This window comes from Pedobacter superstes, assembly GCF_037622515.1.
Classification (GTDB): domain Bacteria; phylum Bacteroidota; class Bacteroidia; order Sphingobacteriales; family Sphingobacteriaceae; genus Paradesertivirga; species Paradesertivirga superstes.
Genome location: NZ_JBBJCN010000008.1, coordinates 99304 through 111019, shown reverse-complemented (window position 1 = coordinate 111019; position 11716 = coordinate 99304). Strand labels below are relative to the sequence as shown.

At 39.2% G+C, this 11716-nt stretch carries 12 protein-coding genes; 11 read left to right on the top strand and 1 reads right to left on the bottom strand.

Annotated elements, in window-relative coordinates; genetic code table 11:
• Window positions 1-333: 333 nt before the first annotated feature.
• The 8 genes from WG906_RS17485 to WG906_RS17450 all read left to right on the top strand — a co-directional run bounded on the left by WG906_RS17485 (window position 334) and on the right by WG906_RS17450 (window position 7920).
• Window positions 334-651 carry an ArsR/SmtB family transcription factor gene (locus WG906_RS17485; protein WP_339994140.1) on the top strand — a complete coding sequence of 106 codons (318 nt, stop codon included), beginning with the start codon at window positions 334-336 and terminating at the stop codon, window positions 649-651.
• A gap of 142 nt (window positions 652-793) precedes the next feature.
• On the top strand, window positions 794-1138 hold the full coding sequence (locus WG906_RS17480; RefSeq protein ID WP_339994164.1) for an SRPBCC family protein: 345 nt from the start codon (window positions 794-796) through the stop codon (window positions 1136-1138).
• 16 nt (window positions 1139-1154) lie between these two features.
• On the top strand, window positions 1155-2057 hold the full coding sequence (locus tag WG906_RS17475) for an alpha/beta fold hydrolase (protein ID WP_339994139.1): 903 nt from the start codon (window positions 1155-1157) through the stop codon (window positions 2055-2057).
• 402 nt (window positions 2058-2459) lie between these two features.
• Window positions 2460-2849, top strand: a complete 390-nt coding sequence (locus WG906_RS17470; protein ID WP_339994138.1) for a phosphoribosyltransferase family protein — start codon at window positions 2460-2462, stop codon at window positions 2847-2849.
• 133 nt (window positions 2850-2982) lie between these two features.
• Entirely contained in the window at window positions 2983-4599 is a 1617-nt protein-coding gene (locus WG906_RS17465) for a glycerol-3-phosphate dehydrogenase/oxidase (protein ID WP_339994137.1), read from the top strand.
• Between the two features lie 143 nt (window positions 4600-4742).
• The gene (locus tag WG906_RS17460; protein ID WP_339994135.1) at window positions 4743-5051 is read left to right on the top strand and encodes a DUF6660 family protein; all 309 of its coding nucleotides are present in this window, start codon (window positions 4743-4745) and stop codon (window positions 5049-5051) included.
• A gap of 52 nt (window positions 5052-5103) precedes the next feature.
• Window positions 5104-7272 carry a TonB-dependent receptor gene (locus WG906_RS17455; protein ID WP_339994134.1) on the top strand — a complete coding sequence of 723 codons (2169 nt, stop codon included), beginning with the start codon at window positions 5104-5106 and terminating at the stop codon, window positions 7270-7272.
• A 15-nt stretch (window positions 7273-7287) separates the two neighbouring features.
• Complete coding sequence (locus tag WG906_RS17450; RefSeq protein WP_339994133.1) at window positions 7288-7920, top strand: cation efflux transmembrane domain-containing protein; 633 nt, start codon at window positions 7288-7290, stop codon at window positions 7918-7920.
• A gap of 165 nt (window positions 7921-8085) precedes the next feature.
• Here WG906_RS17450 and WG906_RS17445 read toward each other — a convergent pair whose 3' ends face one another.
• On the bottom strand, window positions 8086-8523 hold the full coding sequence (locus WG906_RS17445) for an Hsp20/alpha crystallin family protein (protein ID WP_339994131.1): 438 nt from the start codon (window positions 8521-8523) through the stop codon (window positions 8086-8088).
• 178 nt (window positions 8524-8701) lie between these two features.
• Here WG906_RS17445 and WG906_RS17440 point away from each other — a divergent pair, with 178 nt between their 5' ends.
• From WG906_RS17440 to WG906_RS17430, 3 genes are all read left to right on the top strand, one after another.
• Complete coding sequence (locus WG906_RS17440) at window positions 8702-9115, top strand: hypothetical protein (RefSeq protein WP_339994130.1); 414 nt, start codon at window positions 8702-8704, stop codon at window positions 9113-9115.
• 223 nt (window positions 9116-9338) lie between these two features.
• Window positions 9339-10496, top strand: a complete 1158-nt coding sequence (locus WG906_RS17435) for a DUF4856 domain-containing protein (RefSeq protein WP_339994129.1) — start codon at window positions 9339-9341, stop codon at window positions 10494-10496.
• Between the two features lie 72 nt (window positions 10497-10568).
• Window positions 10569-11696 carry an imelysin family protein gene (locus tag WG906_RS17430; RefSeq protein ID WP_339994128.1) on the top strand — a complete coding sequence of 376 codons (1128 nt, stop codon included), beginning with the start codon at window positions 10569-10571 and terminating at the stop codon, window positions 11694-11696.
• The last annotated feature ends 20 nt before the right edge of the window (window positions 11697-11716 follow it).

Genomic DNA, 11716 nt, shown 5'->3' with positions numbered 1-11716 from the left:
TAGAGATATGTATTACATTACGGCAGTAGAGATGTAAAGTTGCTTATTTAATTCCAAACAAATTGCGATAACTAAGATTTGTTTAGAATTTAAATGTATTTACACCTTATAGATCTATTAACGAAAGAATTTCCTATATCGCTTAAATCTTTTGCAAAACGGTTCGAACCGAGTCCTATCCCCCCTTTTTATTTCTTTCTTTTTCCCGCCAAATGCTGCACCGGCATACCCTTAAAGCTTGATTTTGGCGATGTTGCCCCGACAAACTTATTAAGGTAAATGTTTTGGCAACCAAATGGTTGTTTTTATATTTGACAACCATTTGGTTGTGTTATGATAGAAAGAAGAGACGTATTTCAGGCTATTGCTGACCCTACTCGGCGAATGATTATCAGGAAGTTGGCTCAGGGGCCTCTAAATATCTCCCAGATTAGTGGAAATTTTGGTATGAGTAAACAGGCGATTGCCAAACACACTAAAATCCTTAATGAGTGTGGCATCATCTCTATGAGTCAAAATGGACGGGAACAAATTTGCGAAGCACAACTTGGTTCATTAAATGAGGTGACCAATTGGGTAACTGAATCCAGGAAGTTATGGAATCAGCGGTTTGAAAAATTAGATAAATTCCTTAAAGAAAAAGAAAAATAACGGTTATGAATTCAGACAAAAAAGAGCTCTTAATATCCCACCTGTTTGATGCTCCAGGGGAGGTCGTATTCGGTGCCTGGACAAATCCAGAACAATTAAAATATTGGTATGCACCTGACGATGTACAGTTGAATTTACAACTATTGATACCACCCAAGGAGGCAATTTTCATTCTTGCATCCATGATCCGGTGCATGGAGAATGTTGGGTTAAAGGCACCTACCTGGAAGTGATCCCAAATCAAAAATTAGTTTTCATTATGGTGATGTCAGATGAAGCTGGCAATTCTGTAAGTTCAGTTGACGCTGGTAAAACTGAAGACTGGCCCGAAGCGCAAATCACAACTGTCACTTTTGAGTCGATTGGACAACAAACCAAGGTTACGATTCATCAGACTGTGTCGGAAGAAGAAGCTAAAAAAACGGGGGCCTATCAAAGTTGGATTAATATGCTTGGTAAGCTTAATCTGCTATTGAACCAGAAATGATTTTTAAAATTATAAAATGAAGAAAGCCTTCGTACATGCTATTTTATCGATATTGATATTATCATCCTGCACTCAGGAAAACCAATCAGAACAAGGCAAAAAACAAACAATTGGGAAGAACGTAAATGATGCCTTAGTCCAAAATGGCTATTCTGAAGTCAACGGCATTAAAATGTATTATGAAATTTACGGAAAGGGTAAGCCGCTCGTTTTGATCCACGGCGGCGGCTCGACCATCCAGTCGAACTTCGGGCAGGTTATTCAAATGTTCGCTGAAGATAGAAAGGTAATTGCGATGGAATTGCAAGCTCACGGAAGAACCGGTGACAGAGATAAGGATTCATCGTTTGAGCAGGATGCAGACGATGTTGCGACTCTTCTGAAAAATCTGAATATTGATAAAGCAGATTTTTTTGGCTTTAGTAACGGCGGGACGACGACCATCCAAATAGCGCTACGTCACCCGGAGATTGTGGATAAAATCATTTTGGGCTCTGCTCTTTATAAACGGAATGGTGTTCCTGCACAGTTTTGGGATTTTATGAAACAGGCAACCTTATCCAATATGCCTGAAGAGCTGGTCGATGCCTATTTGGCGGTGAGCCCAAATCGTAAGGGTCTTCAAATTATGCATGACAGGGATGCGAAAAGGATGGTTAATTTCAAGGATATCCCTGATGACCAGATTAAAACTATTAAGGCCAAAACGCTAATCATAATAGGTGATAGAGATATTATAAGCCCTGAACATGCTATTGAAATGCATAGAAAGATTGGTGGGGCTGAATTGGCTATTATTCCAGGCGTGCATGGCGAGTATATCGGAGAAATAACAACGTTAAAATCTAATTCTAAACAACCAGACTTTGTTATTCCAATGATTAAACGATTCCTTGATCCCTCAAAAGCAAAGCAATAAACTATTTCTCTAGAACACCATAATTTCAAATAATTTCAAGAACTGATAATTACACCATCTGTTGAGAGAATAGAAGTTCAAAGGATTATTCACCCCTTCATTTATTGAAGCTGCTGAAGTGTCAATGTAATTTTTATATTATGTATAATGCGCAGAATGGCTTATATTTTAGAAACAGACAGCATGCCGGAATACTGCTTGGAGAATTTCTTGAACCAAAATACAAGGATCTCAATCCAATTGTTATTGTATTCCAAGGGGTGGGGTAGAAGTAGCATTTTATGTCGCAAAGGCTCTGGAAGCTCAATTTATCAATAATAATTTCTAAAATTATCTTTTCGGGGCCGGAGGGAACCCGGGGTTGGAGCGGTATCTGAAGAATATTCTGTGTATGTCTATCCCATGGGAACGGAAAGAAAAACTCCTAAAGTGATCAATCAAATTATTGAAGAGCAGATTCTGGAGATAAACCGCAGGATCAGCACCTACCGTAATGGAAAACCCTTACCTGATATTTCAGGGCCTACCGTAATACTGGATGATGATGGAATTGCTACCGGGGTAACTCTGGTCCCTGTACTAAAACTTTGCCGTAAAAAGAATGCTTCAAAAATAATTATAGCATCCCCGGTTTCGGGTATCACTTACGACGAAAACCTGAATGAGGCAGACGCTATTGAAGTCTTATTGCAGCCGGAACATTTTTATGCTGTGGCTCAGGTGTACGAAACATTTGGCGACTTTACAGATGGGGAACTATTGAATCTGCTGCGCCTGTCGGAAAACGAGTGACGTTGGCAGACTTCTGACAATAGTATTCGCGAATGATTTTGCCCAATATGAAACCTGATTGTCCAAATTTTGTTGAATTAGAAAACCATTGCCCTAATAATGTAACGCCGCTATCCTTTATGCAACAAGTATAATGAAAGCCAGCAATCAGGAGTTTTTAAACCGTAGTAATTTTATTGAAGAACTTAAGCAGGATATCACCTGGGATATTCTTATCATAGGCGGGGGTGCAACAGGTTTGGGAACCGCATTGGATTCTGCTTCAAGGGGATACAAGACTTTGCTGCTCGAGCAATCTGATTTTTCAAAAGGAACTTCCAGCAGAAGCACCAAGCTTGTTCATGGAGGTGTGCGGTATCTTGCGCAGGGGAATATCGCCCTGGTTTATGAGGCATTGCGTGAACGTGGTTTGTTATTGAAAAATGCCCCGCATCTTGTGAAACGACAGGCCTTTATAATACCCTGTTATACCAGGTATTCCTTAGTTAAATATTTTATAGGTTTAAAAATATACGACTGGCTATCGGGGGGATACAGCTTTGGACAATCTAAACTTCTGAGAAGGGAAAAAGTGCTGCAAAGAATTCCGGAGATCAAAAAAGAAGGCTTGAAGGGGGGAGTAGAATATTGGGACGGTCAGTTTGATGACTCGAGGCTTGCAGTTAATATTGCCCAAACGGCTGCCCAAAAAGGCGCTACCCTGCTAAATTACATTAAGGTAAAGGGCTTATCTAAAGATAGCAAGGGAAAAATCAACGGGGTTATCGCACATGATCTTGAAAGTGAACAAGAGTATCATATACGCTCTAAGGTTGTAATAAATGCTACAGGGGTATTTGTGGATGAAATATTGCAAATGGATATCTCTTTTCGTAAAGCTCTGATACAACCCAGCCAGGGTGTCCATATCGTTCTTGATAAATTATTTTTAGGAGGAGACCGGGCAATCTTGATTCCTGAAACTTCAGACGGCCGGGTGCTTTTTGCAGTCCCCTGGCATGATTATGTGTTGGTAGGAACCACGGATACCGCTTTAGAGAAACTCAGTCTTGAACCCAAAGCATTAGATAAGGAGATAGATTTTATACTTGAAACTGCTGGCAGGTACCTTTCGCATAAACCTGCCAGAAAAGATGTGTTGTCTGTTTTTGCCGGATTAAGGCCTTTAGCGGTTCCTGCTGCAGCTTCTGGCAACACCAAAGATATTTCAAGAAGTCATAAGCTTCTGGTTAGCAATTCAGGCTTAATTACAATAACGGGGGGTAAATGGACAACCTATAGGAAGATGGCCGAAGATACGGTTGATGAAGCCATAAAAACAGCTCAGCTAAATCCGGTGGCCTGTTCATCCGAAAGTCTGAGGATACATGGGGCTACCACGAGAATTTCTCTCTGTCATCTGGCCATATATGGTACTGATCAGGAGGGAATAGAGGATTTAATCAGGGCAACTTCCGAATTAGGAACGAAATTGCTTCCGGGCATGCCCTATCTCTGTGCAGAAGTGGTCTGGGCGGTAAAAAATGAAATGGCCCGTACGGTAGAGGATGTATTGGCACGAAGACTCAGGGTCTTATTTCTCGACGCAAAGGCTGCTATAACAATGTCTCCGGTTGTTGCCCGACTTATGTCGGCAGAACTAGGGTTTGGTAAAGAATGGGAATATGAGCAAATAGAAAGCTTTAAGGCGTTAGCAGCTAATTATTTAATAGAATCGGGCAAGCCGGATTTTGAGAAAAGTTTAAGTTGATCCAAATTTCATAATGGTAATACATTTTCATTTTTAAGGTAATAGCCCTGTGCCGGGCACTGCCCTGACTACATTTGCGGGAAGATGACAAGGGTTAGATTATAGTATTTGAATCCAGATCTCTGTTAGTATATTTGCCCCCAATGAAAATTGCATGTCTGCTCTTATCTCTGTATGTACTGCTACTTGCCAATGTGCCTTGTAGTATACTGGATAATTGTAAAGACACAATAGAAACCTCCAGGAACAATACGCCGGATACTAACGGCTGTAAGCATTGCTCTCCATTCTTTTCATGCAGTACATGTGCGGGATTTACATTCAGCTCTTCCTGTTGCCTGGTCGAAATAGCCAGAATTGAAAGTACAAGTAAGTTCTATATTTTTAATCAAAGCTTTTCGAATGCTTACTTCGATGAAATCTGGCAACCTCCTCAAATTGTTGTTTGTTAAACCGTATTAACAGGCAATATTTTTCTTCTTTTATTTTCAATAATTCTATTAAATGAAATTATATTTAATTTCAGTACTCATGCTTTTGAGTACACTGAGCGGATATAGTCAGAGCTCATATAAAGCTGTTATCAAAAACAGTAAAACAAATGAACCTTTACCGGGAGTAACAGCATTGCTTAAGGGTACCTTAATCAAAACGCTGTCAAATCAGAATGGTTATATCCAGCTGGACAATATTCCGGACGGGGAGCAAATCATACAGTTCAGTTCAATGGGGTTTGATACCCGTAAAGATACGCTGACTTTCCCTGTCGGAACAGATACCATGCTGGTTTTACTGGACATTTCCTCTGAAGAAATAGAAGAGGTGGTGATAACATCCACCCGCAGCTCCCGAACCATACAGAATATTCCTTCGCGGGTCGAGTATATCGGAGGTGAGGAGCTGGAAGAAAAAGGGAATATGAAGCCGGGGGATATCCGGATGATGCTGAGTGAAAGCACAGGAATTCAAACACAGCAAACCTCTGCAACTTCTGCCAATTCATCCATCCGTATCCAAGGACTGGATGGCCGGTACACTCAATTGTTAAAAGATGGATTTCCTTTGTATTCGGGTGCTTCAAGTGGTCTGGGTTTGCTGCAAACTCCGCCCCTGGATTTAAAGCAGGTCGAAATAATTAAGGGTTCGGCCTCTACATTATATGGGGGAGGCGCCATTGCGGGTTTGGTAAACCTCATATCTAAAACTCCTTCTGAAGAAAGAGAGCTGAGATTTCATCTTAATGGTACCTCAGCATCCGGACTTGATCTGAATGGTTTTTATGGGCATCGTTTAAATAAGAAAATCGGTTTAACCGTATTTGCTTCACGGAATAGTAATGCCGCATACGATCCCGCTGATATTGATTTAACGGCTATACCGAAATTCGAACGTTACAACTTTAACCCTAAGTTATTTGTATATTTCAATGATAGAACCAAACTGGATTTTGGCCTAAACACAGCGATTGAAAACCGGACAGGAGGCGACCTGCATTATATCAATGGCGATAATGAAGCAGGTCACAGTTATTTCGAAAACAATAAAACCCAGCGCATCAGTTCACAATTTTCTTTGCATCATACCCTGAATGAGAAAAGCCAGGTGAACATCAGGAACAGCTACAATTATTTCGACAGGAAAATTACTATACCTGCTTATGAGTTTAAGGGTATTCAGAACAGCACTTTTACTGAGTCTACATATTCTTACGCTGGTGAGCTCACAGAATGGGTAGCCGGCGGAAACCTGCTGACCGACGATTTTAAGGAGAAAGCGGCACAAGCGGCCATCCTCAGGGATTATAAACAAACCACTTTAGGCGTTTTTATCCAGAATACTGTCAAGGCCAGCAAAAAGGTTGAGATTGAAACCGGTCTGAGAGGAGATTATGTTATTGATTATGGCTTTGTAATCCTTCCACGCATATCGGCTTTGTATAAGATAACTAATAAATTGTCATCCCGCATTGGCGCTGGTCTGGGGTATAAGGCCCCTACGGTTTTTACCGAAGAAAGTGAGCGCATCCAATACCGGAACGTTATGCCCGTGAGTTCTGAAAGTAATAGCCTGGAAAAAAGCTACGGAGCAAATCTGGACGTTAATTATAAAACAGTTATTGGAGATAAAGTGACGTTTAGTTTGAATCATCTGTTTTTTTACACGTTCTTAAATAATCCACTGATTTTACTACCAGAGGCCGGGAACTTCCGGTTTCGGAACAGTGAGGGACACACCGATACAAAAGGAACAGAAACGAATGTGAAATTGGGATTTCATGATTTTAAGGTGTTTTTGGGTTATACATTCACTGACGCTTTTTTACATGATGGGGATACGAAAACTCCGAATCCCCTTACTCCAAAGCACCGGGTGAATTCGGTTGTAATGTATGAAGTTGAAGATAAATGGAAAATCGGGGCAGAAGCTTATTACTTCGGAAAGCAGAGATTAAGCACTGGCGGCACCGGAAGAAGTTACTTGACTACCGGATTTATGGCTGAAAGGCTATGGGAAAAGTTTTCATTGTATATAAATTTTGAAAATTATCTGGATACCCGGCAGACTAAGTTTGAAAGTATTTATACTGGCACCTTAGCTGATCCTGTTTTTAAGGATATTTATGCTCCGCTTGACGGTTTTGTAGTGAATGGTGGTTTAAAGATCCGTTTGTAAATTAAATTTAGAAAAATGGATGAGCAGGAAAAGACTTTGTATAAACGAGCATATGCCTTTGCACTATTTATTGTTATCTACAATGTCATTGAAGGTCTGGTTTCGATGGTCCTTGGGTATAAAGATGAATCACTGACTCTTTTTGGGTTTGGTGTAGATAGTTTCATTGAAGTGGCCTCGAACCTTGGGGTCATTTATATGATTAAACGGATACAGCAAAACCTGCACAGCAGCAGAACGCCATTTGAGACTACGGCCCTGAAAATTACAGGCTATGGATTTTACTTGTTATCCGTAGGTCTGGCAATAGGTATCGTTGAAAATATTTTGCAAAAGGGAAGACCGCAGGATACGTTTTGGGGAATTGTAATCGCATTGCTCTCTATCGGGGTGATGTATTATGTAGCTCATTCACAAATTAAAACCGGGAAGGCTTTAAATTCTTCACCGATAATTGCAGATGCGAAATGTACAATGGTATGTATTTATATGTCTATAATTTTATTGGCTTCCAGTTTTATTTATGAGTTAACTGGTTTTGGATACATAGATTCTATAGGAGCTGCGGGATTGATTTATTTTTCAGTAAGTGAAGGACGGGAAGCTTTGGAAAAAGCGAAAGGCAAAGAATGTGGGGATTGTTGCTAGTGTGGTTTATCCAAGATGATCCAAGACATTAAGCAATAACAAATTAAATCTTAAAAATCATTTAAAATATAGTCGATCACAGGACTTGCTATATTGACTTCGCTTCACATCAAGAGGTATGAAATTCTCATACCTCTAAATGTGAAATTGTCAGAGTCAGGGAAATTATTTAATAGAAATTTCCCTTGCACGCAATTTTGCCTCTTCCTTTTTAGGAATGGCAATGTTCAGAACGCCGTCAGTATATTCGGCTTGAATATTTTCGCTGTCAGCCGAATCGGGCATTGAGAAAGAACGAACAAAAGAAGTATAGCTATACTCTCTTTTATTATACGTCTTGTTATGCTCAGTATCTTCAGATTTTTTTTCAACCGAGATATTAAGCATGTTTTTGTCAAGATTGATTTTGAAATCTTCTTTCTTTAAGCCCGGGGCTGCGAGTTCGATATGATATTCGCCATCTGTTTCGGAAATATTTACCGCCGGAACTCTCGACACCAACCGGTCTGAAATAAAAGAATCATTGAAAAATGATTCAAACATGTCGTTTAAAGGGTTCAATGCATTGCGATTGTTGCCTTCATTAAATTTTACCAGTGCCATAATATAATATCCTCCTATTTAAAGCAGTAATAAATACGCTGCAATAAAAAAACAATACTTAAATGCCCTGGTTTCCAATAATTTGTAATATTTACCCACGCAAGACTTTTAATAAAGTGGGTTTTTAAAAACAATTTAGCAGGTTTGCATTTATAGTTTAAACAATTTAGATAAAATTATGCGTCACATTAAACACACACTCACTCTCTTAGTAGTTTCAATTCTTTTCTTTGCCTCCTGCAGCAAAGACAACGATGCTCCCTCAACAAAATCTATTATTCTCCAAGGCAAATGGAAAGTCACTTTATTTAACGATAACGGTGCGGTTGAAACCTCTAATTATTCAGGATATGAATTCACATTTAATTCAAACGGATCCGTTAGTGCAGTGAAAAACAATTCAACAGTAAATGGAACCTGGAACACCGGTGCAGATGAAAATCTGAATAAACTGACCTTAGCCTTTCCTTCACTGGCTTTACTCGAACTTAATGAAGAATGGGTGTTTCTTGAAAAAAGATATACTCAGGTAAAACTCGAGCATATTAACAGCAATGGTCAAACAGAAGTTCTGATCTTAGAAAAGATATAAGCTTATTGAACGCCCCCATTATTCCCATCGCTGGGTTTAAATCCTGTAATCCCTTCTTTAAAGGCAGATTACAGGATTTTTTTTAGCCTTGCTTATTAATTCCTGATCAATCTTCTTTGCTTGTGATTTTTATTTAGATTATTTCTAAATAATTTTGATAGTATGAGTTTAAAAATTAATTTTGCTCGCAATTAAGAATTAGTATAAATAAACATAAGGATAAATGAGCATAACCCGAACCCATCTTAAAGCACTTGGATTAATAGTTTTTACCGGACTGGTTTTCACTTCCTGTAAAAAGAATGATGATGACAAGGTTTCTTTACGCACGGCAATAGACTCTTCATCAATCACAGGAACCTCAACTTACAGCAGCATATTTGTTGACGCAAACGCACAATCAACTGTTGATTTTACTGAAGGAGGTAACGCATATAAAGCATTCCAGGCAATTAATAATTATTGCTCCTTATCAAAAACTCAGGCTATCACAGCAGCTGCTCTGGTAAATATGTATAGCAATACCGGTAATCCTTTTACTGATGCTGCTTTAAACACAAGCGGGGTTCAATTACGTAATCTTACTGCTTCTTCATGGAATACTACTGCCGCTGAAGTGGTTCGTGCAAAATTCGCTTCTGATTTTACTACAATGGGTAGTGTAAGCCAATCATTTGCTACAACTGCCTCTGACGGAGTTGCAGGCAAGTTGGGTGGCGCTTATATCGTAGATGCTAAAGGAATAGAAACTCAACAGGTAATTCAAAAAGGCTTAATTGGAGCATATCAACTCGACTTAATCTGTAATGTACTTTTAGATGAGGGGTTAAATGCAGAGAATTACGCTGTAGTATCCGGAAAAAATTACACCCAATTAGAGCATAACTGGGATTTAGCTTTCGCGACTCTTACTCCAAATACAAATTACTTAATAGGATCAACTGCTTCTGCGAAAGGAACTACAGAATTTGCTTTGGGTTCTTATGCCTGGGAGTATAACAGAGATACAGAGAATTACAAAAAGATTTTACCTGCATTTATAAAAGGGCGTGTGGCCATTGTAAATAACAATAAAGCACAAATTAATGTTCAGGCGCTTCTTATCAAACAGATCTTGCAGAAAACTATCGCTTTAGCAGCAAGAGGATACCTGGCAAAATCCAAAGATGCAACTTTAACAGAAGCACAAAAGGCACACGCCTTTGGTGAAGGTCTTGGTTTTATTTATTCGTTACGTTTTTGTACTGCTTTTGACGCTGATGCAAGTTTTTCTGATTCAATTTTAGCAGGATTAATAGGTTCAACAAATACTTTTTATAATCTGACACCGGCAAAAATTCTTGCTGCCGACGATGCCATAAAAGCAAAATTCAAGCTTTAAAAATATAAACACACGGTTAACCACGGATCCGGAGGTCTGAATACTCCCGGATCCATTTTTAATTTGAAAAATATGATACGTTTTGCAGGGAAAAGATTAGGATTGGTTTTGCTGGCAGCGGCAACATTTTTTGCATGTTCAAAAAAGGGAAATCCTGAGAAAGAGGAAACCGGAAATGTGGCCGACAGGCAAGCTGTTCTTGTAAACGTAACAGAAAATATTGTTATTCCCTCTTATAATAACTTCAAAACAAAGCTTGATTTGCTGGTTAGTAAAACTGATAATTTTACAACTACACCTACAAATGCCTCCCTTGTCGAATTAAGATCAGCCTGGGTTAATGCGTATATTGAATGGCAAAAGGTTGAATTGCTTGAATTTGGTTCTGCAGACAGATACTCTCTGCGCTCATATTTTAATGTTTATCCTGCTAATGAGGTTACTATTGCTGCTAATATTGCTTCAGGAACTGCTAATCTGGATATTGCTTCAAATTTTACAGCTCAAGGCTTTCCGGCAATGGATTTTTTAATTAATGGTTTAGGAAATACAGATGCTGCTATTGTATCTTTCTATACTACCGACGCTGATGCAGCAAAGCGTAAAGCTTATTTAAAAAGTATCGTCAGCAAAATGAATTCTGTTTTTACAACAGTTCATGCGGAGTGGAATGGCAGCTATAAAGAAACGTTTATTAGTAAAACCGGTACCGATGCGTCGTCTTCTACATCAAACATGGTCAACGGTTATGTTCGCAGTTACGAGCGCACTATAAGATCCGGAAAATTCGGTATTCCATCGGGTGTTATGTTAAACGGAACGGTATCTCCTCAAAACGTTGAAGCTTTTTACAAAAAAGATATTTCACTAACACTTGCCAAAACAGCACATCAGGCGGCTATAGATTTTTTTAATGGTAAAAGTGTGAAGACCGGTGTGGAAGGTCCTTCTTTAAAAACATATTTAACGGCTCTAAATGCCCAAACCACACTACCGGAAGAGATGATCGGCCAGTTTAATGCAAGTACTCAAAAGCTAAACGCAATTCAAACAGAAAACCTGAGCAGTGTGGTGCAAACTAATAATCAGCAGATGATCGATGTGTATAATGAAATGCAAAAATCCGTACGCTTGTTGAAAGTGGATATGACATCTGCAATCAGTATCACAATCACCTACACTGATAATGACGGCGACTAAATAAAGCATTGCAGCAATTT

What these genes read in the sequence shown, in the direction of transcription:
- WG906_RS17485 (WP_339994140.1), top strand. Translation starts at nt 334, where the DNA reads ATGATAGAAAGAAGAGACGTATTTCAGGCTATTGCTGACCCTACTCGG.
- WG906_RS17475 (WP_339994139.1), top strand. Translation starts at nt 1,155, where the DNA reads ATGAAGAAAGCCTTCGTACATGCTATTTTATCGATATTGATATTATCA.
- WG906_RS17470 (WP_339994138.1), top strand. Translation starts at nt 2,460, where the DNA reads ATGGGAACGGAAAGAAAAACTCCTAAAGTGATCAATCAAATTATTGAA.
- WG906_RS17465 (WP_339994137.1), top strand. Translation starts at nt 2,983, where the DNA reads ATGAAAGCCAGCAATCAGGAGTTTTTAAACCGTAGTAATTTTATTGAA.
- WG906_RS17460 (WP_339994135.1), top strand. Translation starts at nt 4,743, where the DNA reads ATGAAAATTGCATGTCTGCTCTTATCTCTGTATGTACTGCTACTTGCC.
- WG906_RS17455 (WP_339994134.1), top strand. Translation starts at nt 5,104, where the DNA reads ATGAAATTATATTTAATTTCAGTACTCATGCTTTTGAGTACACTGAGC.
- WG906_RS17450 (WP_339994133.1), top strand. Translation starts at nt 7,288, where the DNA reads ATGGATGAGCAGGAAAAGACTTTGTATAAACGAGCATATGCCTTTGCA.
- WG906_RS17445 (WP_339994131.1), bottom strand. Translation starts at nt 8,523, where the DNA reads ATGGCACTGGTAAAATTTAATGAAGGCAACAATCGCAATGCATTGAAC.
- WG906_RS17440 (WP_339994130.1), top strand. Translation starts at nt 8,702, where the DNA reads ATGCGTCACATTAAACACACACTCACTCTCTTAGTAGTTTCAATTCTT.
- WG906_RS17435 (WP_339994129.1), top strand. Translation starts at nt 9,339, where the DNA reads ATGAGCATAACCCGAACCCATCTTAAAGCACTTGGATTAATAGTTTTT.
- WG906_RS17430 (WP_339994128.1), top strand. Translation starts at nt 10,569, where the DNA reads ATGATACGTTTTGCAGGGAAAAGATTAGGATTGGTTTTGCTGGCAGCG.